Source organism: Limnohabitans parvus II-B4 (assembly GCF_003063455.1).
Classification (GTDB): domain Bacteria; phylum Pseudomonadota; class Gammaproteobacteria; order Burkholderiales; family Burkholderiaceae_C; genus Limnohabitans_A; species Limnohabitans_A parvus.
In genome coordinates this window covers 185,813-210,992 of record NZ_NESN01000001.1, presented here as the reverse complement: position 1 = coordinate 210,992, position 25,180 = coordinate 185,813, and the positions used below count along the sequence as shown (strand labels likewise).

Below are 25,180 nucleotides of genomic sequence, written 5' to 3'. Positions count from 1 at the left end.
CGGCTTTTTATGGAGGAGAGAAGGGGGCTGAGTTTCAGCGGCATGAAATCATTATGCACGAGCCGAATGACAAAACCCGCCGGGTTCAATCAAGCCACTGCGGCGACTTTCTTCAGGTCTTTAACGGCCTTGAGCACTTCTTCCACATGGCCTGGGACTTTCAGACCGCGCCACTCTTGCTTGAGTGTGCCGTCCGCGCCGACCAAAAATGTGCTGCGCTCAATGCCTTTGACTTTTTTGCCGTACATGATTTTGTTTTTGACGACACCAAACATGTGGCACATTTTTTCTTCGGTGTCGGCAATCAGCTCAAAGGGCAATTCCAGCTTGGCTTTGAAGTCGTCGTGCGATTTCATGTTGTCGCGTGAAACACCCAGAACCAAGGCACCTGCTTTGACAAAATCCTTGTACTTGTCGCGGAACTGCATGGCTTCGGTGGTGCAGCCAGGGGTGTTGTCTTTGGGGTAGAAAAACAAAACCACGGGTTGGCCGAGGTGGGAGATGTTCGAAACTTTCAGACCGCTGGTCGCGTTCGCTTCAAATTCGGGGAGGGGTTTGTTAAGAACGATCGCCATAAAACTTTGATCTCGCTTGACAGGTTGAGCGCTTGCCGCCATCTGATGGCGTCAAATTCGCTAAAGGCCATGGGGCTTGGCAACCTTCGATTTTACTCTGAATGAAAGCCCTCAATCGCCCAAACCTTTGGAAACCAGGTCGATTGTGAAATGCATGCTTTAAGCTTCTTGCAACAAAGCGACCACCACTTTGCGTCCCTCGCTGGCCAGAATGTTGTAGGTCCGGCAGGCGGCTGGTGTGTCCATGGTTTCAAGGCCAATGCCGCGCTCAATCAGGGGTCTTAGCCAGCCAGGCTGAGGAAATCGCAAGCGGGGCCCACTGCCAAATATCACCAGCTCCGCTCCGCTCAAGGCCAATGTCTCGAAATTTTCGGGTTTGAGCTCTTCAAAACGGCTAACTTCCCATGCGTTTGGCGCAGCGCCCGGCAGGCTGCTGACGATCAGCGAGTGGTCGAATTTTTGGCCATTGACCTCAATCCATCCTTGGCCGTAGGCATTGATGGTGAGGTTGTTCGATTTGTCAGGTTGTAGTTTCATGGGGTGATCTGGGCTGGCTGGGCGTGTTCAGTCCAACATTAGAGGCGCAGCTCTGGGTTGTGGGGCCGAAATGGCCTTGAAATGTGGTCAAATTATAGGTTTTCCCCTCTCGCAACTGCCTTTGGAGGCACTTTGAAGCCCATTCAAAAATCTGCCAAGCTCGCCAACGTTTGTTATGACATTCGCGGCCCCATCATGGACCGCGCCCGTCAAATGGAAGAGGACGGGCAAAAGATCATCAAATTGAACATCGGAAACCTGGCAGTTTTCGGCTTTGATGCGCCTGAAGAAATTCAGCAAGACATGATTCGCAACTTGCCCAATTCGGCAGGTTACTCCGACAGCAAAGGCATCTTCGCAGCGCGCAAGGCCGTCATGCATGAGACCCAAAAGCAAGGCATCTTGGGCGTGACGCTCGATGACATTTATTTGGGCAACGGCGCCAGCGAATTGATTGTGATGGCCACCAACGGTCTGTTGGACAACGGCGACGAAGTGCTTTTGCCATCCCCCGATTACCCGTTGTGGACGGCGGCGGCCAGTTTGTCTGGCGGCACTCCCGTGCATTACCGCTGCGAAGAAGCCAATGGCTGGATGCCTGATTTGGCGGACATCCGTGCCAAAGTCACGCCCCGCACCAAGGGCATTGTGGTGATCAACCCCAACAACCCGACGGGTGCCCTGTACTCGGACGAGTTGCTCAAAGGCATTGTGGCCATTGCGCGTGAGCATGGTCTGGTGATTTTTGCCGACGAGGTCTACGACAAAGTCTTGTATGACGGCGTCAAGCACACGCCCTTGGCCAGCCTGTCGCAGGATGTGCTGACCTTGACCTTCAACTCGCTGTCCAAAAGCTACCGTTCCTGCGGATACCGGGCTGGTTGGATGGTGATTTCTGGCGACAAAAAGAACGCCCGCGATTACATCGAGGGCCTGAACATGCTGTCGAACATGCGCTTGTGCGCCAACGTGCCTGGGCAATGGGCCATTCAAACCGCTCTGGGTGGGCACCAGAGCATCAATGAGTTGGTGCACGAGGGTGGCCGTTTGCGCAAGCAGCGCGATCTGGCGTACGAGCTGATCACGGCAATTCCGGGTGTGAGCTGCGTGAAACCGCAGGCTGCGCTGTACATGTTCCCCAAGCTCGACCCCCAGATTTACCCGGTCAAGGATGACCAGGATTTCTTCTTGCAATTGCTCGAAGAAACCAAAGTCATGCTGGTCCAGGGCACCGGCTTCAATTGGCCCGGCACAGACCATTTCCGGATTGTGTTTTTGCCACATGAGGACGATTTGCGCGAGGCGATTGCTCGCGTTGCACGTTTTCTCGAAGGTGCCCGCAAACGCTTTGGTACCGAGGCTTTGGTAAGCTGAATTCCAATATCCATGCCCGAGCCTTTCGGGCGCTCTGTAGTAAAGAAGATAAAAAATGAAACCGATCAAAGTTGGCCTGTTGGGCATGGGCACTGTTGGCTCTGGCACATTCAATGTGCTCAAGCGCAATCAGGGCGAAATTCTGCGCCGGGCTGGCCGAGGGATTGAAATCACCATGGTGGCCGACCTCGATGTGGCGCGTGCCAAAGCGCTGGTGGGTGAGGGCGTTCAAGTGGTGGCCGATGGCCGCGAGATCATCGCCAACCCTGAGATCGACATCGTCATTGAATTGATTGGTGGTTACGGGATCGCCAAAGCGCTGGTCTTAGAGGCGATTGCCGCAGGCAAACATGTGGTCACCGCCAACAAGGCTTTGCTGGCCGTGCATGGCACCGAGATTTTTGCTGCGGCGCAAGCCAAAGGCGTGATGGTGGCTTTTGAAGCGGCAGTGGCCGGTGGCATTCCGATCATCAAGGCGTTGCGCGAAGGCCTGACGGCCAACAGCATCCAGTGGGTGGCGGGCATCATCAACGGCACGACCAACTTCATCTTGTCCGAAATGCGCGACAAGGGGCTGGATTTCGGGGTGGTGCTCAAGGAAGCCCAGCGTCTGGGTTATGCCGAAGCCGATCCGACCTTTGACATCGAAGGCGTGGATGCCGCGCACAAAGTGACCTTGATGAGCGCGATTGCCTTTGGCATACCGGTTCAGTTTGACAAGGCTTATGTGGAAGGCATCACCCAATTGGGCGCGGCCGACATCAAATACGCCGAGCAACTGGGCTACCGCATCAAGCTGCTCGGTATCACCAAGCGCACGGCGCAAGGCGTGGAGTTGCGTGTGCACCCTAGCCTTGTGCCGACACAGCGCCTGATTGCCAATGTTGAAGGTGCCATGAACGCCGTGATGGTGCAAGGCGATGCCGTGGGCACCACCTTGTATTACGGTAAAGGCGCAGGCTCCGAGCCGACGGCCAGCGCCGTGATTGCCGACTTGGTCGACATCACCCGCTTGCACACCGCCGATCCACTGAACCGTGTGCCTCACTTGGCTTTCCAGCCAAATGCCATGAGCAGTTTGTCGGTATTGCCGATGTCCGAGGTGGTGACCAGTTATTACCTCCGTTTGCGCGTGGCCGACCAGGCCGGTGTGTTGGCCAAGTTGACAGGTCTCTTGGCCCAGGCCGACATCAGCATCGATGCCGTCTTGCAACGCGAGGCCGACCAGGTCAGCCAAGCAGGTGAGAACCAGACCGATGTGATCATCTTGACGCACGACACGCGTGAAGGCACTTTGAACGCTGTCTTGGCCGAAATGCAGGCATTGCCTACCGTGATGGCGCCGATTGTGCGCATTCGCAAGGAAGAGTTGAACTGATGCGTTACCTGTCAACACGTGGTCATGCCGACCGCAAACAATTTTGTGAAATCTTGCTTGAAGGCTTGGCCCCTGACGGGGGCCTGTACTTGCCTGAAAGCTATCCCAAGCTGGACGCTGCTGCGCTGACGCACTTGCGCGATGTCTGGCAAAGCCAAGGCTATGCGGCTTTGGCTTTCGAAGTCTTGTCGCTCTACATCGACGACATTCCGCGCGACGACCTGCAGGCTCTGTGTCGCAAGACCTACACCCAAGAGGTGTTCGGGACGAAAGAGATCGTGCCACTCAAGCCCTTGCAGGCAGCAGGCCAGGCCCAACCGGATTTGTATCTGGAAGCCTTGTCCAATGGGCCGACCTTGGCCTTCAAAGACATGGCCATGCAGCTGCTGGGCAACTTGTTTGAATACGAGTTGGCGCGGCGCGGCGAAGAGCTCAACATTTTGGGCGCAACATCGGGCGACACGGGCAGTGCGGCCGAATACGCCATGCGGGGCAAAAAGGGCGTGCGGGTTTTCATGACCAGCCCGCATGGCCGCATGAGCCCTTTCCAGCAAGCCCAGATGTTCAGCCTGCTGGACGAGAACATCCACAACATCGCCATTGATGGCGTGTTCGACGATTGCCAGGACATCGTCAAAGCCGTGTCCAACGATCTGGCTTTCAAACGCCGTTACAAGATCGGCACGGTGAACTCGATCAACTGGGCTCGTTTGCTGGCCCAGGTGGTTTACTACTTTGCAGGCTACTTCCAGGCCACGCAAAACAACGACCAGAAGGTCAGCTTCACGGTTCCTAGCGGTAATTTTGGCAACGTCTGTGCCGGTCATGTGGCCCGCATGATGGGTTTGCCGATTGACCGTCTGGTGGTGGCGACCAACGAAAACGATGTGCTCGACGAGTTCTTTCGCACGGGTATTTACCGTGTACGCGGTACGGCCGACACGCACGAGACTTCCAGCCCCTCCATGGACATCTCCAAGGCCAGCAACTTCGAACGCTTTGTGTTTGACTTGCTGGAGCGCGATGGTGCCCAAACCAAAGCCATTTTTGGCGAAGGCCTCAGTCGCGAAGGCTTCTTCGACTTGTCGGGCGATGCCCGGTTTGCCAAGGCTGCAGCCGTTTATGGTTTTGACAGCGGTCGAAGTACCCATGCCGATCGACTTCAGACCATTCAGCAAGTCTTTGCCACTTATGGCGTGATGATCGACACCCACACTGCCGACGGTGTGAAAGTGGCCAAAGAGCACCTGAATGCACAGGTGCCCATGATCGTTCTGGAAACAGCTTTGCCCATCAAGTTCGCCTCAACGATTGTGGAGGCCTTGGGCCGTCAACCCGATCGGCCAGCCCAGTTTGAAGGCATCGAGTCCTTGCCCAAGCGTGTGCAAGTGATGAAGGCAGATGTCGAGCAAATCAAAGCCTTCATCACGCAACACTGCGACTGAATTTCATGACCACAGCCCCACGCGCACCTTTGATGTCACTTGATGAAGCGCTGAAGACGCTGTTAGCACAAATCAGCCCTTTAATGGGGGTCGAGTCTGTGGCCACACTGGATGCTGACGGCCGCATTCTGGCGCAAGACTTGGTCTCGGCCTTGCAGGTGCCTGCTTTTGACAACTCGTCCATGGATGGGTATGCCGTCCGCAGCACCGATGTGCAGGAAGCCGGCATCGAATTGACGGTGACACAACGCATTGCAGCAGGTCATTTTGGGCAACCCTTGTTGCCCGGGGAAGCCGCTCGCATTTTCACGGGCGCGCCAGTGCCGCCCGGTGCAGATGCCATCGTGATGCAAGAGCAAACCGAGCCAATGTCTGCAGATGCCCCCAATCGGGTTCGTTTCTTGGCCCCTGCCGCTGCGGGGCAGTGGGTGCGCCGCAGCGGCGAAGACGTCCGCATGGGCGATGCCGTGTTGAAGCGGGGGCAAAAACTCGGACCTGCTGAACTGGGTTTGGCGGCCAGCTTGGGTTTGGCACATCTTGAGGTCATGTCTCGGCCCAAAGTGGCCTTGTTTTCAACGGGCGATGAACTGGTCATGCCGGGGGAAGTGGCGCCTGCAGACATGCCCCCCGGGGCCATTTACAACTCCAACCGGTTTTTTTTGCGGGCTTTGTTGCACCGCTTGGGTTGCGAGGTGAGCGATCTGGGCATTGTTCCTGACCGCCGTGAAGCCACCATTGCGGCCCTCAAAACCGCCGCCGATCACCACGATCTGATTGTGACCAGTGGTGGTGTTTCAGTGGGTGAAGAGGACCATGTCAAACCAGCTGTGCAAGCTTTGGGGGCTTTGGCGCTCTGGCAAATTGCCATGAAACCCGGAAAACCCTTTGCCTATGGCCATGTGCGCCGCGAATCAGCACCCGGCATGGCGCATTTTGTGGGCTTGCCGGGTAACCCTGTGTCGAGCTTCATGACTTTTTTGCTTTTGGTCAAGCCTGTGATTTTGGCGTTGCAGGGCGCCGAGCAAAGGGCGCCTGTGTGCATGCCAGTGCCCGCTCATTTTGACGTGCCCAAGGCGGATAAACGGCGTGAATTTTTGCGCGTTCGGCGCAATGCTCAAGGCGGCTTGGATCTCTTCCCCAACCAAAGCTCGGGCGTCCTGACGTCGGTCGTTTGGGGCGATGGTGTGGTGGACAACCCCGCTGGCCAAACCATTGCCCACGGCGATCTCGTCAGTTTCTGGCCATTTGCGGAGTGGTTGTCATGAAGATTCAGGTGCGTTACTTTGCTTCTTTGCGCGAAACCATTGGCGTGGCCAGTGAATCGGTGGAAACGGACTGCGACAACGTGGCCAGCTTCAGGCAACAACTGATCTCGCGTGGGGGTGCTCATGCGGAGTGTCTGGCCATCGGACGCCCCGTGCGTGTCGCCGTCAATCAGGTGATGGCGAACGACGCCACTCTGCTGACGGGCGATTGCGAAGTGGCATTTTTCCCACCCGTCACGGGAGGATAACGACCATGCTCCCAAACGTGGCGATTCAAACCGAAGACTTCGATGTCTCTCAAGAACTGACGGCCTTGCGGGCGCAAGATTTGCGTGTCGGGGCCGTGTGCAGCTTTGTGGGCACGGTGCGCGATACCCGGGCTTTAACGGGGGTTGCCCAAGATGAAGTGCAGGCCATGGAGCTGGAGCATTACCCCGGCATGACGGAAAAATCGATCGAAAGCATGATCGAGGAGGCGCACAAACGCTTCGATTTTTATGCGGCTCGCGTGGTGCACCGCGTCGGGCGTCTTTTGCCTGCTGACCAGATTGTGTTTGTCGCGGTGACCTCGGCGCACCGGGGGGAAAGCTTCAAAGCCTGTGAGTTTTTGATGGACTACCTGAAGACGCAGGCACCGTTTTGGAAAAAAGAGCAAACACCCCAAGGTGCGCAATGGGTCGATGCCCGCGTGTCCGATGATGCCGCGTTGGCCCGCTGGGGCATTGAAGGCAAGAACGCCTGACGGCGTCACTTCAGTGTTTGTAAACCTGCGCCTTCAAGGGCGTTTCAGGTGCATCTTCAGAGCGGTGTTCTGTGCTTTGGGCCACAAGACCCCAATCGGCATTGGCCATGCATTGGCGAATCAGATGGATCATGCCGTGGACCAACGTGACTTGTAAGGTCAGTTGGCAAGAGGGGGTTGCTCCGGCCATTTTCTTTTGAAAGATGATCTGCAAGCTGCCATTGGCTTGCAGAGTCAGGTGTGCATCGGTGATCAAAAATGGTTCGTCTCCCAGAGGCAATTGCTGGGGCTCAGCCGAATAGGGTGTTGAAAAATCAGCGGTTTGCAAGAATGCATTCCGTTTGAGTTCGGTCAGCATGTGTTGCGTTGGCGCATCCGCGGCGGCCATGCCTGGTTGTGAAGCCTCGAGCCGGACAATGGATTGATCCATGGCCGGCAGCAGCCGAGTGGCCATGCGACGCGTCAGCCAGAACCGGAACTCCTGACCGGCTTGGGTGTTCAGTCGGAGCAAGAGCCGATCTTGGCGTTCGTCGTAGCTGACGGACAACTGGTGAATGTTCATGCCCTTGATTTTAGGCAATACGCCCATGCCCCCCAAGCCTTGAAAATGGGCAATGCCCCCCAAGATAGCGCTTATTGGAGAATATTCATGCGCCTTGATAAATTGACAAGCAAATTTCACGAAGCCCTGTCTGATGCCCAGTCGCTGGCCTTGGGCCGTGACCATGCCTACATAGAGCCTGCTCACGTTTTGGTGGCCATGCTCAAGCAGGATGAGGGCCCTAAAGCCCTGCTTTTACGTGCGGGTGTGCAGGTGCAAGGCTTGCTCATGGCGGCGGAAGCCGCCGTGGGGCGCTTGCCGCAAGTCACCGGGCAAGACCAGGTTCAGGTGGGGCCTGAACTGGCCAAGTTGCTCCAAGGTGCAGAAAAAGAGTCCATCAAGCGGGGTGACGCCTTCATCGCCAGCGAATTGTTCTTGCTGGCCATTGCCGACAACAAGGGCGATATCGGTCGCTTGGCCAAAGAGCATGGCCTGAGCCGCAAAAGCTTAGAGACGGCGATTGATGCCGTGCGGGGAGGGCAAACGGTCGGCAATGCCGACGCCGAGGGTCAGCGCGAAGCACTCAAAAAATACTGCATTGACCTGACCGAGCGCGCGCGGCTTGGCAAGCTCGACCCGGTCATTGGCCGCGACGACGAAATTCGCCGCGCCATTCAGGTTTTGCAGCGCCGCACCAAAAACAACCCGGTCTTGATTGGGGAGCCTGGCGTGGGCAAGACCGCGATTGTCGAAGGCTTGGCCCAGCGCATCGTGGCGGGCGAGGTACCCGATTCGCTCAAGGGCAAGCGCGTGCTGTCGCTTGACATGGCCGCTTTGCTGGCGGGGGCTAAATTCCGGGGCGAGTTTGAAGAGCGCCTCAAAACCGTGCTGAGTGAGCTGGCGAAAGACGAAGGCCAAACCATTGTGTTCATTGACGAGCTGCACACCATGGTCGGTGCGGGCAAGGCCGAAGGCGCCATGGATGCTGGCAATATGCTCAAGCCGGCCTTGGCCAGAGGCGAGTTGCATTGCGTGGGGGCCACGACGCTGGACGAATACCGCAAGTACATCGAAAAAGATGCCGCTTTGGAGCGACGGTTTCAGAAAATCTTGGTCAACGAGCCCACGGTTGAAGCCACCATCGCCATCTTGCGGGGTTTGCAAGAGAAGTACGAAATTCACCATGGCGTGGACATCACCGACCCCGCCATCGTGGCCGCGGCTGAACTGAGCCACCGCTACATCACCGACCGGTTCTTGCCGGACAAGGCGATTGACCTGATTGATGAGGCTGCCGCCAAGATCAAGATCGAAATCGACTCCAAACCCGAGGTCATGGACAAACTGGACCGCCGTTTGATTCAGTTGCAGATTGAGCGCGAAGCCGTGCGCAAAGAGCACGATGAGGCTTCACAAAAACGCTTTGCCTTGATCGAAGAAGAGATCGTCAAGCTCAAAAAAGAGGCGGCCGACCTTGAAGAGATTTGGCAGGCTGAAAAAGCCCAGGCGCAAGGTGGCCAGCAGGTGCGCGAGCAGATTGACCAGTTGCGTCAGCAAATTGAGGACCTGACCCGCAAGGGCGATTTCAACAAAGTGGCCGAGCTGCAATACGGCAAGTTGCCCGCACTTGAAAAAACGCTCAAGGACGTGCAGGCCAAAGAGGCTGCACCCGGTGAAAAACCCGTTCACCGTTTGTTGCGCACCCAGGTCGGTGCCGAAGAAATTGCCGAAGTTGTGTCCCGCGCAACCGGTATTCCTGTCTCCAAAATGATGCAAGGTGAGCGCGAAAAACTGCTGCAGATGGAAGACAAGTTGCACCAGCGCGTGGTAGGGCAAGACGAGGCCATTTCCGCTGTGGCCAACGCCATCCGCCGTTCGCGCTCGGGCCTGTCCGATCCCAACCGGCCAACCGGTTCTTTCTTGTTCTTGGGCCCCACAGGCGTGGGCAAGACCGAGCTTTGCAAAGCCTTGGCGGGCTTTCTCTTTGACAGCGAGGACCACCTGATCCGTGTTGACATGAGCGAGTTCATGGAGAAGCACTCCGTGGCCCGCTTGATCGGTGCACCTCCGGGCTATGTGGGTTACGAAGAGGGTGGGTACCTGACCGAAGCGGTGCGTCGCAAACCCTACAGCGTGCTTTTGCTCGATGAGGTTGAAAAGGCACACCCAGATGTTTTCAATATCTTGTTGCAGGTGTTGGACGATGGCCGTTTGACCGATGGACAAGGGCGTACGGTTGACTTCAAGAATACCGTGATCGTGATGACCTCGAACCTGGGCTCTCACCTGATTCAGTCGATGGCGGGGCAGCCTGCTGAAGACATCAAGGATGCGGTGTGGGATGAACTGAAGACCCATTTCCGGCCTGAGTTCTTGAACCGCATTGACGAAACGGTGGTGTTCCACGGTCTCGATGCCGACCACATCGCATCCATCGCATCGATCCAGTTGCAAGTGCTCAAGGACCGGTTGATGCGCATGGACTTGAACCTGGAAGTCAGTCCTGCTGCCCTGTCCGAATTGGCCAAAGTGGGTTTTGATCCGGTGTTTGGTGCTCGTCCGCTCAAAAGGGCCATTCAGCAACGGTTGGAGAACCCCTTGTCCCGTTTGTTGCTGGAAGGGCGCTTTCCGCCGAAGTGTCAGATCGAGGTGTCGGTTGACCCGGTGCGACACCCAGGACAGTTCGATTTCAAGGTGATTGAAGCCAACGCTTGAGTCGAACTCTTTGAAACAAGAGGGCTGAATCAGCCCCCTTGGTCTTTCAAGGCTAAACTTCATTCAGAGCAATGAGGTGGATGCGTTCAGTTCCGGAACGGTCATGCCGTTGCTCTGAAATGAATGTGACACTTATGCAATTGGCTTCTTCGGGCGTTGTCGCCACCCCTTGGCGCAACGATGCCAAGGTGATGGGATTGGTGGGTATGGCGCACGCCAGCTCGCATTTTTCCCATCTTTTACTCCCCTTGATGTTCCCGGTTTTCATGCGGGATTTCGGCTGGAGTTTCTCTGAACTGGGTTTGCTCAGCACCCTGTTTTTTGTGGTTTCGGGTACAGGACAAGCGTTTGCTGGTTTTGTTGTCGACCGTGTGGGTGCCCGTCCCGTGTTGTTCATTTCGCAAGTGCTTTTCATGGCCGCCTGTTCATTGGCGTTCATGGCTGAAAGCTACGCTGCGCTCATGGGTGTGGCTGTTTTGGCTGGCTTGGGCAATGCGCCATTTCATCCGGTCGACTTCACCATCTTGAACCAGCGTGTGTCCTCACCACGCTTGGGCTATGCGTTCAGTGTGCACGGATTGACCGGTAATTTGGGTTGGGCGCTGGCCCCTGTGTTTTTCACATTGACCACTGCCCTTTGGGGTTGGCGTCATGCATTTCTTGCCGCAGCCTGTGTTTATGGCTTGGTCTTGTTGGTGCTGGTTTGGAACCGGGCGCATTTGTTGACCACCACACAGAAGTCGTTGGGATCGGGTTCTGCGCAAAGTGACTTGGCTTTCATGCGCTTGCCTGTGGTTTGGTGGTGCTTTGGCTTTTTTCTGTTGTCCACAGTCACGTTGGCTGTGGTGCAAAATTTTTCGGTACCCATCTTGAAAGAGCTGCATGGGGTGAGTCTGGAGCTGGCTTCCATGACTTTGACCGCTTACATGTTGTTCGGTGCTGTCGGTATGTTGGTGGGTGGCTTTGTGGCCGCTCGTTTCCCGACCCTGAGTGACCGTGTGGTGGCCGTTTGCATGAGCTGCGCCGCTGTGCTGATGGCTTTGTGTGCCAGTGGCCTGTTTGGTCACATCGGGACTTTGTGGGTTTTGGCGGCCACGGGTTTGGCTGTTGGTGTCGGTGGTCCCAGCCGCGATCTGATGATCAAAAAGGCGACCCCCAAAGGGGCCACTGGCCGAGTCTATGGCTTGGTCTATTCCGGGCTGGATGTGGGGTTTGCCTTGTCGCCTTTGGTCTTTGGCGTTCTGATGGACAAAGGCTGGTACAGCGCGACCTTGTTGGGGGCTTCTTTGGTCCTTTTACTCAGCGTGGGGGCCGCACTCGGGGTAGGGCGACGGACCTCTGTACAGACATGATTTGGCTCTAACGCGGGCGACAGCCATGTCCGAGCGGCTTGTGCACAATGTGCCCATGAACACAAAAATAGCTGGCCATCTGCTCGTTGAATGCCTCCTGGCCCAAGGCGTTACCCATGCGTTTGGTGTCCCCGGAGAAAGTTATCTGGCCGTGCTGGATGGCTTTCACTTGCACCGTGACGCCATTCGCTTTGTGACCTGCAGGCAAGAAGGCGGAGCGGCTTTCATGGCCGAAGCCCAAGGCAAACTCACTGGCCGTCCAGGCATCTGTTTTGTGACGCGGGGCCCAGGTGCCACCAACGCTTCCATTGGCGTGCACACGGCGTTTCAAGACTCCACACCCATGGTGCTCTTTGTGGGTGATGTGGCCAGTGACACCCGCGATCGCGAGGCCTTTCAGGAAATGGATTACACCCATTTTTTCGGGCCATCGACCAAAGGCATGGCCAAACGGGTCGAGCGGGTGGACGATCCCGAGCGCTTGCCAGAGTACATTGCACGTGCTTTTGCCACGGCCATGAATGGTCGTCCCGGTCCTGTGGTCTTGGTGCTGCCAGAGGACATGCTGACCCGACCCGTCAAGGCCGAGGCCTTGGGGCGCGTGGAGCCCGTTCAGGCTTGGAGTGATCCGGGTGCTCTGCGCGATTTGCGAAACCTGCTGTTGGCGGCGCAAAAACCTTTGGTCATTTGTGGTGGCGGAGGGTGGACGGTGCAAGCCGCTCAGGCCTTGCAGCGTTTTGCTGAAAACTGGCAATTGCCTGTCGCCAATGCGTTCCGGTTTCAGGACACCTTTGACAACCACCACCCCCAATATTCAGGTGACGTGGGCATCGGCATCAGCCCGGCTTTGGCGCAATGTGTGCGTGAGTCAGACCTGATTTTGGCCATCGGCCCTCGCCTTGGTGAAATGACCACCGGGGGGTACGCCTTGCTGCAGGCCCCCAAGACTGTTCAAAAGCTGGTTCATATTCATGGCAGCGCAGAAGAGTTGAACCGTGTTTACCAAGCCGACTTGGCGATCCTTTCCACCATGAATGCAGCGGCACGCAGCCTGGAGGTTTTGACGGCTCCGCCGACGTTGCCTTGGGTCGAGTGGACGAGACAGGCGCATCAAGGCTATCTGGACAATTTGAAGCCACAGACCTTGCCCGGCGATGTGGACATGCCCGAGATCGTGGCCGTATTGCAAAAGCATTTGCCTGCCGACGCGGTGCTCACCAATGGCGCTGGCAATTTTGCGAGCTGGATGCACCGGTTCTTCAAGCACCATGGTTTGATCAAAGGTCACAAGACGCAATTGGCCCCGACTGTCGGTGCGATGGGTTATGGGGTTCCTGCAGGCATCGCCGCCAATGTGTTGACCGGACGCATGGCTTTCACCATTGCCGGTGATGGTGATTTTTTAATGAATGGACAAGAGTTGGCAACCGCTGTGCAGCACGGCGGCAAAAGCATCATTCTGGTTTTGAACAATGGCATGTACGGCACGATCCGCATGCACCAAGAGCGTGAGTACCCCACGCACGTCACCGGCTCACAGCTGAAGAATCCTGACTTTACGGCCTTGGCCCAGGCCTACGGTTATGTCGGGGTGCGCATTCACAAAACACATCAATTCGAAGACGTGCTTTTGGCTGCGATGGCGCGCCCCGAAGGCACCTTGATCGAGGTGATGCTCGATCCCGAAGTGATCACCACCCGTGGCACCTTGCACGCCATCACCCAGGCAGCACTGGCCAAGCAAAAGGCTTGATCTGCAGCATCGGTCACCTCGGTCCAGTTTTGCTGTAGCCATGAAAAAACCCGCCGAAGCGGGTTTTTTCATGCGTCAGTGTCTGAATTACTTCAGGTGCTTGCCGATCAGGCCAGCCATTTCAAACATGGTGACTTGGGCCTTGCCGAACACAGCCTTGAGTTTGTCGTCGGCGTTGATCGCACGACGGTTCACGCTGTCTTGCAGGTTGTGCTTCTTGATGTAGACCCACATCTTGCTGACCACTTCAGTGCGCGGCAGTGGGGTTGCGCCCACAACTGCAGCCAAAGCAGCGCTTGGTGTCAAAGCCTTCATGAAGGCCGGATTGGGCGTGCGCTTCTTAGCAGGTGCCGCTTTTTTGGCGGGGGCTTTTGCCGCTACTTTTTTAGCGGGTGCTGCAGCTTTTTTTGCTGGAGCGGCTTTCGTTGCCGGAGCTGCTTTTTTAGCGGGTGCAGCTTTTTTTGCCGGGGTTTTTTTCGCAGTTGCCATGGTGAAATTCCTTTGATCGGAAGTTGGTTCGTCGCTGAGTAACAGTTTGTTTCAGCTATGCCCATGCTACTGGAGAAACAGGCACATTCCAAGCTAAAAAATCATTTTTATATAGGGGTTGTTGCGGATTTGTTCCCCATGAGGCGCTTTTGTCCCTCCTGTTGCCGCATACGCACCGTCTCAGTGCGTATGCGCTGTGTAAGTCAAGTCATCTCAACTGCGTGGGTTCTTGTTTTTGGATGAACCGATATGACGACAAACTCCAGCACTGTTTTTTCGACTTGTGATTTTTGCGATGCGCACAAATCTGACGCTTCGGGGGCATTCCGAGTGCTTGCGCCACTGTTCAAAGACTACGGAGGTCGTCACGCTTTTCACGGCCAGGTTTTGACGGTGAAATGCTACGAAGACAACAGCCACGTCAAATTGGCCGTTGAGTCTGCTGGGCACGGCCGTGTCTTGGTGGTCGATGGGGCTGGTTCATTGCAGCGGGCTTTGTTGGGCGGCAATCTGGCAACAGCCGCCGCGCGCAATGGTTGGGCTGGCGTGGTGGTGGATGGCTGTGTTCGTGACTTCGCTGAAATTTCGGTTTTACCCATCGGTATTCGCGCATTGGGATTGAATCCGATGCCGACATTGCGTTCGGATCAAGGCCAAACTGGAGGGCCTGTCTTGGTCCAGGGGACAAAGGTTCAAACGGGTGATTGGCTTTATGCAGACCCCGATGGGATGGTGGTGAGCAGTGAAGCACTTCATTTTTCATGACGCGTCTCGATATTTCACAATTTGAAATATCTGCATGCTGCGCTGCCGCATATTTTCTCAATATGGAAAACTGCAAATCACACTGCGAAATTGTATTTGCAAGTCATTGATTTTAAACAAATAAAAAAAAGTCTTGTATAAGACATAAGAATAAAAATAGGTCTTGTAGAAGAGTTAAGATCATCCCAACGACAAAGCAGAATTCGCTGCCGACATCGCCCGATTTCAACTTGACTTCAGGAGTCCCACCATGCCAGCCAACCTCACTCAACAACTGAGCCGTGAACAGCAAATCGCCGCCCTCGAAAAAGATTGGGCCACCAACCCGCGCTGGAAAGGTGTGAAGCGCGGTTATTCCGCTGCTGACGTCGTGCGTCTGCGCGGCAGCATGCCCATCGAGCACACCTTGGCCAAGCGCGGCGCAGAAAAGCTGTGGGAAAAAATCAACGGCGGCGCTAAAAAAGGCTACGTCAATGCTTTCGGTGCCATCAGCGCCGGCCAAGCTATGCAGCAAGCCAAAGCCGGTTTGGAAGCCGTGTACCTGTCGGGCTGGCAAGTCGCCGCTGACGGCAACACATCCGAAACCATGTACCCCGACCAGTCGCTGTACGCGTATGACTCGGTGCCCACCATGGTGCGCCGCATCAACAACACCTTCAAGCGTGCTGATGAAATCCAGTGGGGTCGTGGCATCGAGCCAGGCAGCAAGGAATTCATCGATTACTTCCTGCCCATCGTGGCCGATGCCGAAGCCGGTTTCGGTGGCGTGCTCAACGCGTTCGAGCTGATGAAGAACATGATTGCCTCCGGCGCAGCTGGCGTGCACTTCGAAGACCAATTGGCTGCAGTCAAGAAGTGCGGCCACATGGGCGGCAAAGTGTTGGTGCCGACACAAGAAGCTTGCGAGAAATTGATCTCTGCACGTTTCGCCGCCGACGTGATGGGCGTGTCCACCATTGTGTTGGCCCGCACCGACGCAGAAGCCGCCAACCTGATCACGTCTGACCACGATGCCAACGACAAGCCTTTCCTGACTGGTGAGCGCACACAAGAAGGCTTCTACCGCGTCAAGAACGGTCTGGAGCAAGCCATCAGCCGTGGTGTGGCATACGCTCCTTACGCTGACTTGGTGTGGTGCGAAACTGGCGTGCCAGACATCGGTTTTGCCCGCGAATTCGCGCAAGCTGTGCACGCTGCTTGCCCCGGCAAGCTGCTGTCGTACAACTGCTCGCCATCGTTCAACTGGAAGAAAAACCTCAACGACAGCCAGATCGCTTCCTTCCAGGACGACCTGTCGGCGCTGGGCTACAAATACCAGTTCATCACACTGGCCGGTATCCACATCAACTGGTTCAACACCTTCCAGTTCGCCCACGCATACGCTCGCGGCGAAGGCATGAAGCACTACACAGAGATGGTTCAAGAGCCTGAATTCGCAGCCCGCGACAAGGGTTACACCTTCGTGTCGCACCAGCAAGAAGTCGGCGCAGGCTACTTCGACGATGTGACCACCGTGATCCAGGGCGGTTCGTCTTCCGTGAAAGCCTTGACCGGCTCGACCGAAGAAGAGCAGTTCCACTGATCTGCTGTTCAAAGGATGGAATGCGAGGGCAGCGTAAAATCTGCCCTCTGCGTTCAGACAATTCTTTCAAGCGCGGCCCATGCCGCGCTTTTTTACTTTTTGAGACCCATGGTTCAGATCAAACTTCCCGACGGTTCTTTGCGTGAATTTCCCGGCCCGGTGACTGTGGCCGAGGTGGCTGCATCCATTGGTGTAGGCCTTGCCAAGGCTGCACTGGGTGGCAAAGTCAATGGCCAGTTGGTCGATGCCAGCTTCAGCATGGCCTCCAATGCGGATTTGGCCATCGTGACAGCCAAAGATCCTGAAGGCCTGGAGTTGATTCGTCACTCGACAGCGCATTTGTTGGCGTATGCGGTCAAGAACTTGTTTCCTGAAGCTCAGGTCACGATAGGTCCAGTGATCGACAACGGGTTTTATTACGACTTTTCGTACAGCCGTCCATTCACACCCGAAGATTTGGTCGCGATTGAAAAGCGCATGACAGAACTGGCCGCGAAAGATGAGCCTGTGCTGCGCCGAGTGTTGCCTCGCGACGAGGCCGTCGCTTATTTCAAATCGATGGGCGAAAACTACAAAGCCGAGATCATCGGCAGCATCCCGGCCGACCAAGAAGTCAGCCTGTACCGAGAGGGTGATTTTGAAGACCTGTGCCGCGGCCCGCACGTGCCCAGCACCGGCAAGCTCAAGCATTTCAAACTCATGAAGGTGGCCGGCGCTTATTGGCGCGGCGACAGCAAGAACGAGATGCTGCAACGCGTGTACGGCACCGCATGGGCCAGCAAGGAAGACTTGCAGCTGTACCTGACCCGTCTGGAAGAGGCCGAAAAGCGAGACCACCGAAAATTGGGCCGCGAATTGGACTTGTTCCACATCGACGAGCATGCCCCTGGCCTGGTGTTTTGGCACCCCAAGGGCTGGACCGTTTGGCAGACCGTGGAGCAGTACATGCGTCAGGTTTACCGTGACAGCGGCTATCAGGAAGTCAAAGGCCCCCAGATTCTGGACAAGTCCCTGTGGGAGAAAACAGGGCATTGGGACAAATACCGTGACAACATGTTCACCACCGAGTCGGAAAAGCGCGATTACGCCCTGAAACCGATGAACTGCCCGGGACACATCTTGATCTTCAAGCAAGGCATCAAGAGCTACCGCGACCTGCCGCTGCGCTACGGCGAGTTTGGCCAGTGCCACCGCAATGAGCCTTCGGGTGGCTTGCACGGCATCATGCGTGTGCGCGGCTTCACGCAGGACGACGGTCACATCTTTTGTACCGAAAACCAGATCCTGCCCGAGTGCGACACCTTCACAAAGGTGCTTAAGAAGGTCTACGCCGATTTCGGGTTCACCGACATCCTTTACAAAGTGTCGACACGTCCGGCTGCCCGCATTGGTTCGGACGAGCTGTGGGACAAGGCCGAAAAGGCCTTGATGGACAGCTTGCGCGACTCGGGTTGCGAATTCGTGATTTCCGAAGGGGATGGCGCTTTTTACGGCCCCAAGATCGAATACACCCTGAAAGATGCGATTGGCCGCGAGTGGCAATGCGGCACGATCCAGGTGGACTTCAACTTGTCGGAACGGCTGGACGCCGAATATGTGGCCGAAGACGGTTCGCGTCAGCGCCCCGTGATCCTGCACCGCGCCATTGTGGGCAGCATGGAGCGATTCATCGGTATTTTGGTCGAACAGCACGCTGGTGCCTTGCCTACATGGCTGGCGCCCATCCAGGTGTCTGTGCTGAACATCACCGATGCGCAGTCCGATTACTGTCGCGAAATCGCTGCAAAACTGCAAAAATCAGTGTCAAATCAAGGCCTTAGGGTCGATTTGGACCTGCGTAACGAGAAAATCACGTATAAAATACGCGAGCATTCGTTGCAAAAGCTGCCTTACATCCTTGTTGCTGGCGACAAGGAAAAAGCAGCAGGTACCGTCGCAGTGCGCGCCCGAGGCAACAAAGACCTCGGTGTGATGTCGATCGATGCGTTCATTGAACTCATTGCTGCCGACATCGCTTCTAAAGCCTGAAGGTGATTTTCGCCACATGCTTTGGCCCGTGGGCACAAAGATGGATGAGCTGCATGTCGCAGTTTTGTTCCGTAAAGGATTGAGTCATCGCTACCGAATTTCGTGATCGTCGCCACCGCGAAGAACGTAAACACCGTTTGAACCGTGAAATCATGGCCCCTGAGGTGCGTGTTTCCGGCCCTGAAAACGAGCCGTTGGGCATTTTGTCCTTGGCCGAAGCCCTGCGCATGGCAGGTGAGATGGATGTGGATCTGGTTGAAATTGCCGCCACCGCCACCCCACCCGTTTGCCGTTTGATGGACTACGGCAAGTTCAAATACCAAGAGCAAAAGCGTGCGGCAGAAGCCAAAGCCAAGCAAACGGTCATTGACATCAAGGAAGTCAAGTTCCGTCCCGGTACAGACGATGGTGACTACAACATCAAGATGCGCAACATCCGCCGCTTTTTGGCGGATGGCGACAAATGCAAGATCACTTTGCGTTTCCGTGGCCGCGAGATCACGCACCAAGAATTGGGCATGGCCTTGCTGAACCGGATTCGCGACGAATTGGCCGATTCCATCATCGTTGAGCAGTTTCCAAAACTGGAAGGCCGCCAGATGATCATGATGATTGCGCCAGGACGTAAAAAGCCGGCCGGTGGCAAAGCAGCTGACGCTGCCTCGCCTGCTGAATCGGTTTGACAGGAGTTTGATCTGCCTTCGGGTGGGTCAAATCAGAAGCCTCTTTCGAGTGGCTTTTGTTAAAAGTGGCTCGGGGCCAACAAGGCTGCAAACTTTTTGCAGACGCCTCACGAGCACAATTAAAGGAGCATTGATATGCCCAAGATGAAGACCAAAAGCAGTGCTAAAAAGCGCTTCCGTGTTCGTCCCGGTGGAACCGTTAAACGCGGTCAAGCCTTCAAACGTCACATCCTGACCAAGAAGACCACCAAAAACAAGCGCCACCTTCGCGGTGCAGTCGCTGTGCATGAGACCAATATGGGTCACATCGCTCAGATGCTGCCCATGGCTGGCCTGTAATTACTGACGAACAAGGAGAATAAATATGCCTCGCGTTAAACGTGGTGTAACGGCACGCGCCCGTCACAAGAAAGTTTTGGCCCTTGCAAAAGGTTTCCGCGGTCGCCGCGGCAATGTCTTCCGCATCGCCAAACAGGCGGTGATGAAGGCTGGCCAATACGCCTACCGTGACCGCCGCACCAAAAAGCGTGTGTTCCGTCAGTTGTGGATTGCCCGTATCAACGCCGCTGCGCGTGAATGCGGTCTGACCTACAGCCAGTTCGCCAACGGCCTGAAGAAGGCTGCCATCGAAATCGACCGTAAGATGCTGGCGGACATCGCCGTGCACGACAAGGCCGCTTTTGCTGGCATCGTGAACCAAGTCAAAGCCAAACTGGCCGCAGCTTGAGTCCATGAGTGACACAGGCCTTCGGGTTTGTGTCACGCACTCGATCAAAGGGATTGAGGCTCGCAAAAGCTTCAATCCCTTTTTTATTCCCCCATTCACAGATCACTTACCGATCTCCCACACCATGAACGAGCTGGACACCCTGGTCGAATCCGCACGCCAGAGTTTTGCGCAGGCACTGACACCTGCTGACCTCGAAAACGCCAAAGCCCTGTTTTTGGGCAAAGCCGGTCGCATCACCGAGTTGATGAAGGGCATGGCCGCTCTGAGCGTGGAAGACAAAAAAACCCGCGGTGCAGCCATCAACATCGCCAAGCAGGCGATCGAGGCGGCCCTGAATGACCACCGCCAGGCCCTGGCTGATGCCGAGTTGCAAGCGCAACTCAAAGCCGAAGCGCTCGATGTGACTTTGCCAGGCCGCAGCGCCAACCTGGGCGGCCTGCACCCTGTGTCGCTCACCTTGGAGCGCGTGGAGCAGATCTTTGGCTCCATGGGCTTTGAAGTGGCCCAAGGTCCAGAGATCGAAACCGACTGGTTCAACTTCACCGCGCTCAACACGCCCGAAGACCACCCGGCCCGGTCTATGCACGACACCTTCTACGTCGAAGGCGGTCACCTGCTGCGCACGCACACGAGCCCCATGCAGATCCGCCATGCGGTGCAGCACGTCAAGCGCTATAAAAACCAACTCGATGCAGGCCAAGGTATGCCCGAGATCCGAGTCATCGCGCCGGGCCGTACTTACCGCGTGGACAGCGATGCCACCCACTCACCCATGTTCCACCAGTGCGAAGGCCTGTGGATCGGTGAGAACGTGAGCTTCAAAGACCTCAAGGTTGTGGTCACCGATTTCTGCCGCACCTTCTTCGAAAGCGACGATTTGGTGCTGCGATTCCGCCCCAGCTTTTTCCCTTTCACCGAACCCAGCGCCGAGATCGACATCCAGTTCCAGAGCGGCCCGCTGGCCGGTCGCTGGCTCGAAGTGGGTGGCTCCGGCCAGGTGCACCCCAACGTGGTGCGCAACATGGGCCTGGACCCTGAACGCTTCATCGGTTTTGCCTTCGGCATGGGCATGGACCGCTTCACCATGCTGCGCTATGGCGTGAACGACCTGCGCCTGTTCTTTGACGGCGATGTGCGCTTCCTGAGCCAGTTCCAGTAATTCCCTCCCAAGTCCGATACACGAGACACGAGTCATGCAATTTCCTGAATCCTGGTTGCGCGAGTTCTGCAACCCGTCCCTGACGACCCAGCAGCTGGCCGACACACTGACCATGGCCGGTCTCGAAGTGGAAGAGCTCGAGCCCGTGGCCCCGCCGTTCACGAAGATCGTGGTCGGTGAAATCAAGGAAGCCGTGCAGCACCCCAATGCTGATCGCTTGCGCGTGTGCCAAGTGGATGTGGGGCAGGGCAGCCTGCTGAACATCGTGTGTGGTGCGCCCAACGCCCGCGTGGGCATTCGCGTGCCTTGCGCCATGGTGGGGGCCGAGCTGCCTCCGGGTGAAGACGGCAAGCCCTTCGTCATCAAGGTCGGCAAGCTGCGCGGTGTCGAAAGCCAGGGCATGCTGTGCTCGGCCAAAGAGCTTCAGATTGCCGACGACCACGGCGGTCTGCTGGAGTTGCCCGCAGACGCGCCTCTGGGCCAGGACATCCGCCAGTATTTGAACCTGGACGACACCCTGATGACGCTCAAGCTCACGCCCAACTTGGCACATTGCCTGAGCGTGTACGGCATCGCTCGCGAAGTCTCGGCCCTCACTGGCGCCCCATTGAAGGCCCCGACGTTCCCGGCTGTGGCGACTCAGATCAGCGACAAACTGGCGGTGAAGGTGCAGGCCCCTGACCTGTGCGGCCGCTTCAGCGGTCGCGTGGTCAAGGGCGTGAACACGAAGGCCCAGACCCCGCAGTGGATGGTGGACCGCCTGGCCCGTTGCGGCCAGCGCAGCGTGAGCCCGCTGGTAGACATCTCCAACTACGTGATGTTCGAGTTCGGCCGCCCCTCGCACATTTTTGACCTCGACAAGATCCACGGCGGCCTGCAGGTGCGCTGGGGCAAGGCAGGGGAGTCGCTCAAGCTGCTCAACGGCAACACCGTCACCGTGGACGATAAAGTCGGCGTGATCGCTGATGACAGCCAGGTCGAGTCATTGGCCGGCATCATGGGTGGCGACGCCACCGCCGTGTCCGACGACACCCAAAACATCTACATCGAAGCCGCCTTCTGGTGGCCCACGGCCATCGCGGGCCGCTCGCGCCGCTACAACTTCTCGACCGATGCCGGTCACCGCTTTGAGCGCGGTGTGGACCCGCAGCTGACGGTGGAGCACATCGAGCGCATCACCCAGCTGGTGCTCGACATTTGCGGCACGCCTGACACCAAAGTTGGCCCCATCGACGACCAGACCCTGAACATTCCGGCGATCAAGCCCGTCACACTGCGCGTGGCCCGTGCCGTCAAAGTCATCGGCATGCCGCTGACGCAAAAGCAATGCGCCGATGCGCTGCACGGCCTGGGCCTGCAAGTGACTGAAGGCGAGGGTACCGTCACCGTCACGCCGCCCAGCTTCCGCTTTGACCTGCAGATCGAAGAAGACCTGATCGAGGAAGTGGCTCGCATGGTGGGCTACAACAACCTGCCCACCAACCCGCCGCTGGCCCCCATCACCGCCAAGGTGCGCCGCGAAACCGAGCGCAGCCCGTCGGCCGTGCGCCGCGCCATTGCCGCGCTGGGTTACCAGGAAACCATCAACTACAGCTTTGTAGAAGAAAGCTGGGAGCGCGATCTGGCGGGCAACGCCAACCCGATTCGCCTGCTCAACCCGATCGCCAGCCAGATGAGCGTGATGCGCTCGAGCTTGATCGGCTCGCTGCTGCAGGTGGTCAAGTTCAACGCCGACCGCAAGGCCGACCGCGTGCGCGTGTTCGAGTTGGGCCGCGTGTTTTTGCGAAATACCACGGTGCAAAGTACCGACACCACGGTCGAGGGTTTTGACCAACCCATGCGCGTGGCCGGCATGGCATGGGGCCCTGTGGAGCCCCTGAGCTGGCAGGGCAAGGCCCGCAACGTCGATTTTTACGACGTGAAGGCCGATGTGGAGCAACTGCTGGCCCCGCGCAAGGCGGAGTTTGTGGCGGCAGAGCATCCTGCACTGCACCCCGGCCGATCGGCCCAGGTGCTGCTGGACGGCTTGGTGATTGGCCATGTGGGCGAGTTGCACCCCCGCTGGCGTCAAGCTTGGGAGCTGAGCAGCGCGCCCGTGGTGTTCGAGTTGTCGCTGGATGCGGTCATTGCACGCGTGGTGCCTGTGGCTCAGAGCGTGGCCAAACACCAACCGGTCGAGCGCGACATCGCGGTCATCGTGAACGAACAGGTCACGCATGCCCAACTGATGCACGCGATCCACACGGCACCGACACAAGGCCTGCTGCGTGACGTCGTGTTGTTTGACATATACCGCCCGAAGGCCGAATCGGCCGGTGGTTTGGCCGTGGGCGAGAAAAGTCTGGCCGTGCGCCTGAGCTTGCACAGCGACGAGGCCACGCTGACCGAGGCACAAATTGATGCCGCCATGACTGCTGTGCTGGCCCAGTTGACGCAGCTAGTGGCTGCCCGACTGCGCTCCTGAGGTCGCCATGCAAATCAGTTTTGAATCACTGGAAACGCCTGCGCTGACCAAGGCGCACCTGGCCGATTTGCTGTTTGAGCAAATTGGCTTGAACAAGCGCGAGTCCAAAGACATGGTCGATGCCTTTTTTGACTTGGTGGTGGACAACCTGATCTCGGGTGACGATGTCAAGATTTCCGGCTTCGGCAACTTCCAGATCCGCACCAAGGCGGCACGCCCCGGGCGCAATCCCCGTACGGGAGAATTGATTCCGATTGATGCACGTCGTGTCGCCACCTTCCATGCCAGCCATAAACTCAAGGCCTTGATTCAGGGCGATACCGCAGAAGACGAAGGCGTGGAGACGGTGGGCCGCTGAATCCTTCATTTTTGGAGCGCAGCATGTTGTTCAAGTTCAAATCCCAGGCGACCAGCGACCTCATCATGCTGGAGGCCGATGCCCGGAGGTTGCTCAAAATCATCCTGGGCGATGACCCTGCCAAAGGGATCGTTCCATTCACTGCGTTGCCGCAAGCGATTGCCGCGCTGGAATCGGCGGTGGCGCAAGACGAGTTAGACAAAAAACAACGCGCCGACAAGGCCCAGACATTGATTTCAGGAGAGGGTGATGACGCTATACCCTTGAATACAGTGGGTTTGGCTCAGCGTGCAGCCCCCATGCTCAAATTGCTCAAGCGTTGCCTGACCGAAGAATCCGATGTGGTTTGGGGTGTCTGAGGCGCTGGATCAACGTGTGAAAGCAGGACCACCCAATTTGTAGCCTGCTTTGAGCTGGCGTTTGGCAAACCAGCCCACATTCATTTCCAGCACGTAACGCACGGGCTTTTCAGAGCAGTGCGAGTCATCGCTCTGGGGTTTCATGTCCGCAATGTTCACGATGGTGCCATCGTCGGCCACGAAGGCTGCGGACAGGGGAATCAAGGTGTTGCGCATCCAGAAACACTGTGTGGCGGGCTGTTCAAAAACAAACAACATGCCTTCGTGTTGCGGCATGTCCTTGCGCCACATCAGGCCGGTTTGTCGCTGCTCGGGGGTTTGAGCCAGCTGGACGTCCAAAACGTGCATGCCCGCATTCAGCTTGGTGCGTGGCAATTGAAGTTGAGGCGACGGCTGTGCTGACGCGATGAATGCCAGAGCCGCCAAGCACAGGACGCCTGTGCGGCGCAAGCTGTGGGTGCACAAGGCAACCAAAAATGCGGAAAAAGTCATGGTCTGTAGCGATTTTGGACAGTGATCAAGCTGCAGAGGATAACTGCTGGCCAGCACTTGGGCCGCATTGGAGGGGCGTGAACCGGCCCTTTTTTAACTTCAAGGCGCAGTAGTGCCAGCTGCGGCTGAGACCACAAGGGTTTCGCCGCTGGCGTTTTCTGCCTGAATGTTGGCCGCCATGAGGCCTTTGCTGCCCTGGGTCAGCTCAAAACTGACCCGTGCACCTTCTTTCAGGCTTTTAAAGCCTTCCGACTGAATGGCTGAAAAGTGGGCAAAAGCGTCAGGGCCGCCACCGTCGGGCTGGATGAAACCAAAGCCTTTGGCATCGTTGAACCATTTGACCGTACCACTGGGCATACGATGTCTCCGTTATTGTTGACCTCAGTGTGAATCG

General features: G+C 56.9%; 25 protein-coding genes. 19 read left to right on the top strand and 6 right to left on the bottom strand.

Translation table 11 applies throughout. The annotated features are described in order from the left end of the window. Positions 1-89: 89 nt before the first annotated feature. Both B9Z37_RS00960 and B9Z37_RS00955 read right to left on the bottom strand, forming a co-directional pair. Positions 90-575: a peroxiredoxin gene (locus tag B9Z37_RS00960; RefSeq protein WP_108311836.1), complete on the bottom strand. Its 486-nt coding sequence runs from the start codon at positions 573-575 to the stop codon at positions 90-92. Between the two features lie 159 nt (positions 576-734). Further along, complete coding sequence (locus tag B9Z37_RS00955) at positions 735-1,112, bottom strand: Mth938-like domain-containing protein (protein WP_108311196.1); 378 nt, start codon at positions 1,110-1,112, stop codon at positions 735-737. 132 nt (positions 1,113-1,244) lie between these two features. On the opposite strand from B9Z37_RS00955, the gene B9Z37_RS00950 reads away from it, so the two are divergent. The 6 genes from B9Z37_RS00950 to B9Z37_RS00925 are packed head-to-tail and all read left to right on the top strand — an operon-like array spanning position 1,245 to position 7,316. After that, positions 1,245-2,486 (top strand): pyridoxal phosphate-dependent aminotransferase, encoded by a 1,242-nt coding sequence (locus tag B9Z37_RS00950; RefSeq protein WP_108311195.1) that lies wholly within the window; start codon positions 1,245-1,247, stop codon positions 2,484-2,486. A 55-nt stretch (positions 2,487-2,541) separates the two neighbouring features. Continuing rightward, a complete protein-coding gene (locus B9Z37_RS00945) occupies positions 2,542-3,864 on the top strand; it encodes a homoserine dehydrogenase (RefSeq protein WP_108311194.1) in 1,323 nt (440 codons plus the stop codon). Then, on the top strand, positions 3,864-5,309 hold the full coding sequence (thrC, locus tag B9Z37_RS00940) for a threonine synthase (protein WP_108311193.1): 1,446 nt from the start codon (positions 3,864-3,866) through the stop codon (positions 5,307-5,309). Before B9Z37_RS00945 ends, thrC begins: the two co-directional genes overlap by 1 nt. A gap of 5 nt (positions 5,310-5,314) precedes the next feature. Continuing rightward, positions 5,315-6,574, top strand: coding sequence for a molybdopterin molybdotransferase MoeA (locus tag B9Z37_RS00935; RefSeq protein WP_108311192.1), 1,260 nt, complete (start codon positions 5,315-5,317; stop codon positions 6,572-6,574). Continuing rightward, positions 6,571-6,822, top strand: a complete 252-nt coding sequence (moaD, locus tag B9Z37_RS00930; protein WP_108311191.1) for a molybdopterin converting factor subunit 1 — start codon at positions 6,571-6,573, stop codon at positions 6,820-6,822. Before B9Z37_RS00935 ends, moaD begins: the two co-directional genes overlap by 4 nt. Before the next feature lie 5 nt (positions 6,823-6,827). Continuing rightward, positions 6,828-7,316 (top strand): molybdenum cofactor biosynthesis protein MoaE, encoded by a 489-nt coding sequence (locus B9Z37_RS00925; RefSeq protein WP_108311190.1) that lies wholly within the window; start codon positions 6,828-6,830, stop codon positions 7,314-7,316. A 10-nt stretch (positions 7,317-7,326) separates the two neighbouring features. Here the strand turns inward: B9Z37_RS00925 and B9Z37_RS00920 are convergent, their stop codons facing one another. Beyond that, on the bottom strand, positions 7,327-7,905 hold the full coding sequence (locus B9Z37_RS00920; RefSeq protein ID WP_240606586.1) for a hypothetical protein: 579 nt from the start codon (positions 7,903-7,905) through the stop codon (positions 7,327-7,329). 60 nt (positions 7,906-7,965) lie between these two features. Between B9Z37_RS00920 and clpB the strand changes: the two genes are divergently transcribed. The 3 genes from clpB to B9Z37_RS00905 all read left to right on the top strand — a co-directional run bounded on the left by clpB (position 7,966) and on the right by B9Z37_RS00905 (position 13,677). Then, on the top strand, positions 7,966-10,572 hold the full coding sequence (gene clpB / locus B9Z37_RS00915; protein WP_108311189.1) for an ATP-dependent chaperone ClpB: 2,607 nt from the start codon (positions 7,966-7,968) through the stop codon (positions 10,570-10,572). A 134-nt stretch (positions 10,573-10,706) separates the two neighbouring features. Continuing rightward, entirely contained in the window at positions 10,707-11,924 is a 1,218-nt protein-coding gene (locus B9Z37_RS00910) for an MFS transporter (protein WP_240606585.1), read from the top strand. 55 nt (positions 11,925-11,979) lie between these two features. Further along, on the top strand, positions 11,980-13,677 hold the full coding sequence (locus B9Z37_RS00905) for a thiamine pyrophosphate-binding protein (RefSeq protein ID WP_108311833.1): 1,698 nt from the start codon (positions 11,980-11,982) through the stop codon (positions 13,675-13,677). Positions 13,678-13,764: 87 nt separating this feature from the next. On the opposite strand, the gene B9Z37_RS00900 is transcribed toward B9Z37_RS00905, so the two are convergent. Next, positions 13,765-14,166, bottom strand: a complete 402-nt coding sequence (locus tag B9Z37_RS00900; RefSeq protein WP_108311188.1) for an SWIB/MDM2 domain-containing protein — start codon at positions 14,164-14,166, stop codon at positions 13,765-13,767. A 249-nt stretch (positions 14,167-14,415) separates the two neighbouring features. On the opposite strand from B9Z37_RS00900, the gene rraA reads away from it, so the two are divergent. The 10 genes from rraA to B9Z37_RS00850 all read left to right on the top strand — a co-directional run bounded on the left by rraA (position 14,416) and on the right by B9Z37_RS00850 (position 24,294). Further along, positions 14,416-14,931 (top strand): ribonuclease E activity regulator RraA, encoded by a 516-nt coding sequence (gene rraA, locus B9Z37_RS00895; protein WP_108311187.1) that lies wholly within the window; start codon positions 14,416-14,418, stop codon positions 14,929-14,931. 250 nt (positions 14,932-15,181) lie between these two features. Further along, positions 15,182-16,513 (top strand): isocitrate lyase, encoded by a 1,332-nt coding sequence (gene aceA / locus B9Z37_RS00890; RefSeq protein WP_019428891.1) that lies wholly within the window; start codon positions 15,182-15,184, stop codon positions 16,511-16,513. Positions 16,514-16,621: 108 nt separating this feature from the next. Beyond that, positions 16,622-18,541, top strand: a complete 1,920-nt coding sequence (gene thrS, locus B9Z37_RS00885) for a threonine--tRNA ligase (protein WP_108311186.1) — start codon at positions 16,622-16,624, stop codon at positions 18,539-18,541. An 86-nt stretch (positions 18,542-18,627) separates the two neighbouring features. Next, the gene (gene infC, locus B9Z37_RS00880; RefSeq protein WP_108311185.1) at positions 18,628-19,224 is read left to right on the top strand and encodes a translation initiation factor IF-3; all 597 of its coding nucleotides are present in this window, start codon (positions 18,628-18,630) and stop codon (positions 19,222-19,224) included. 135 nt (positions 19,225-19,359) lie between these two features. After that, on the top strand, positions 19,360-19,563 hold the full coding sequence (rpmI, locus tag B9Z37_RS00875) for a 50S ribosomal protein L35 (RefSeq protein WP_019428895.1): 204 nt from the start codon (positions 19,360-19,362) through the stop codon (positions 19,561-19,563). A 25-nt stretch (positions 19,564-19,588) separates the two neighbouring features. Further along, positions 19,589-19,951 (top strand): 50S ribosomal protein L20, encoded by a 363-nt coding sequence (gene rplT, locus B9Z37_RS00870; protein WP_026036460.1) that lies wholly within the window; start codon positions 19,589-19,591, stop codon positions 19,949-19,951. Between the two features lie 124 nt (positions 19,952-20,075). After that, positions 20,076-21,113, top strand: a complete 1,038-nt coding sequence (pheS, locus tag B9Z37_RS00865; RefSeq protein ID WP_108311184.1) for a phenylalanine--tRNA ligase subunit alpha — start codon at positions 20,076-20,078, stop codon at positions 21,111-21,113. Between the two features lie 34 nt (positions 21,114-21,147). Beyond that, complete coding sequence (gene pheT, locus B9Z37_RS00860; protein ID WP_108311183.1) at positions 21,148-23,577, top strand: phenylalanine--tRNA ligase subunit beta; 2,430 nt, start codon at positions 21,148-21,150, stop codon at positions 23,575-23,577. Positions 23,578-23,584: 7 nt separating this feature from the next. Further along, positions 23,585-23,935 carry an integration host factor subunit alpha gene (locus B9Z37_RS00855; protein WP_108311182.1) on the top strand — a complete coding sequence of 117 codons (351 nt, stop codon included), beginning with the start codon at positions 23,585-23,587 and terminating at the stop codon, positions 23,933-23,935. A 23-nt stretch (positions 23,936-23,958) separates the two neighbouring features. Then, positions 23,959-24,294: a DUF1840 domain-containing protein gene (locus B9Z37_RS00850; protein ID WP_108311181.1), complete on the top strand. Its 336-nt coding sequence runs from the start codon at positions 23,959-23,961 to the stop codon at positions 24,292-24,294. Positions 24,295-24,303: 9 nt separating this feature from the next. Here B9Z37_RS00850 and B9Z37_RS00845 read toward each other — a convergent pair whose 3' ends face one another. After that, the gene (locus B9Z37_RS00845; RefSeq protein ID WP_108311180.1) at positions 24,304-24,786 is read right to left on the bottom strand and encodes a DUF192 domain-containing protein; all 483 of its coding nucleotides are present in this window, start codon (positions 24,784-24,786) and stop codon (positions 24,304-24,306) included. A gap of 99 nt (positions 24,787-24,885) precedes the next feature. Then, complete coding sequence (locus B9Z37_RS00840) at positions 24,886-25,143, bottom strand: cold-shock protein (RefSeq protein ID WP_108311179.1); 258 nt, start codon at positions 25,141-25,143, stop codon at positions 24,886-24,888. Between the last annotated feature and the right edge of the window lie 37 nt (positions 25,144-25,180).

What these genes read in the sequence shown, in the direction of transcription:
- B9Z37_RS00960 (WP_108311836.1), bottom strand. Translation starts at nt 575, where the DNA reads ATGGCGATCGTTCTTAACAAACCCCTCCCCGAATTTGAAGCGAACGCG.
- B9Z37_RS00955 (WP_108311196.1), bottom strand. Translation starts at nt 1,112, where the DNA reads ATGAAACTACAACCTGACAAATCGAACAACCTCACCATCAATGCCTAC.
- B9Z37_RS00945 (WP_108311194.1), top strand. Translation starts at nt 2,542, where the DNA reads ATGAAACCGATCAAAGTTGGCCTGTTGGGCATGGGCACTGTTGGCTCT.
- thrC (WP_108311193.1), top strand. Translation starts at nt 3,864, where the DNA reads ATGCGTTACCTGTCAACACGTGGTCATGCCGACCGCAAACAATTTTGT.
- B9Z37_RS00935 (WP_108311192.1), top strand. Translation starts at nt 5,315, where the DNA reads ATGACCACAGCCCCACGCGCACCTTTGATGTCACTTGATGAAGCGCTG.
- moaD (WP_108311191.1), top strand. Translation starts at nt 6,571, where the DNA reads ATGAAGATTCAGGTGCGTTACTTTGCTTCTTTGCGCGAAACCATTGGC.
- B9Z37_RS00925 (WP_108311190.1), top strand. Translation starts at nt 6,828, where the DNA reads ATGCTCCCAAACGTGGCGATTCAAACCGAAGACTTCGATGTCTCTCAA.
- B9Z37_RS00920 (WP_240606586.1), bottom strand. Translation starts at nt 7,905, where the DNA reads ATGGGCGTATTGCCTAAAATCAAGGGCATGAACATTCACCAGTTGTCC.
- clpB (WP_108311189.1), top strand. Translation starts at nt 7,966, where the DNA reads ATGCGCCTTGATAAATTGACAAGCAAATTTCACGAAGCCCTGTCTGAT.
- B9Z37_RS00910 (WP_240606585.1), top strand. Translation starts at nt 10,707, where the DNA reads ATGCAATTGGCTTCTTCGGGCGTTGTCGCCACCCCTTGGCGCAACGAT.
- B9Z37_RS00905 (WP_108311833.1), top strand. Translation starts at nt 11,980, where the DNA reads ATGAACACAAAAATAGCTGGCCATCTGCTCGTTGAATGCCTCCTGGCC.
- B9Z37_RS00900 (WP_108311188.1), bottom strand. Translation starts at nt 14,166, where the DNA reads ATGGCAACTGCGAAAAAAACCCCGGCAAAAAAAGCTGCACCCGCTAAA.
- rraA (WP_108311187.1), top strand. Translation starts at nt 14,416, where the DNA reads ATGACGACAAACTCCAGCACTGTTTTTTCGACTTGTGATTTTTGCGAT.
- aceA (WP_019428891.1), top strand. Translation starts at nt 15,182, where the DNA reads ATGCCAGCCAACCTCACTCAACAACTGAGCCGTGAACAGCAAATCGCC.
- thrS (WP_108311186.1), top strand. Translation starts at nt 16,622, where the DNA reads ATGGTTCAGATCAAACTTCCCGACGGTTCTTTGCGTGAATTTCCCGGC.
- rpmI (WP_019428895.1), top strand. Translation starts at nt 19,360, where the DNA reads ATGCCCAAGATGAAGACCAAAAGCAGTGCTAAAAAGCGCTTCCGTGTT.
- rplT (WP_026036460.1), top strand. Translation starts at nt 19,589, where the DNA reads ATGCCTCGCGTTAAACGTGGTGTAACGGCACGCGCCCGTCACAAGAAA.
- pheS (WP_108311184.1), top strand. Translation starts at nt 20,076, where the DNA reads ATGAACGAGCTGGACACCCTGGTCGAATCCGCACGCCAGAGTTTTGCG.
- pheT (WP_108311183.1), top strand. Translation starts at nt 21,148, where the DNA reads ATGCAATTTCCTGAATCCTGGTTGCGCGAGTTCTGCAACCCGTCCCTG.
- B9Z37_RS00855 (WP_108311182.1), top strand. Translation starts at nt 23,585, where the DNA reads ATGCAAATCAGTTTTGAATCACTGGAAACGCCTGCGCTGACCAAGGCG.
- B9Z37_RS00850 (WP_108311181.1), top strand. Translation starts at nt 23,959, where the DNA reads ATGTTGTTCAAGTTCAAATCCCAGGCGACCAGCGACCTCATCATGCTG.
- B9Z37_RS00845 (WP_108311180.1), bottom strand. Translation starts at nt 24,786, where the DNA reads ATGACTTTTTCCGCATTTTTGGTTGCCTTGTGCACCCACAGCTTGCGC.
- B9Z37_RS00840 (WP_108311179.1), bottom strand. Translation starts at nt 25,143, where the DNA reads ATGCCCAGTGGTACGGTCAAATGGTTCAACGATGCCAAAGGCTTTGGT.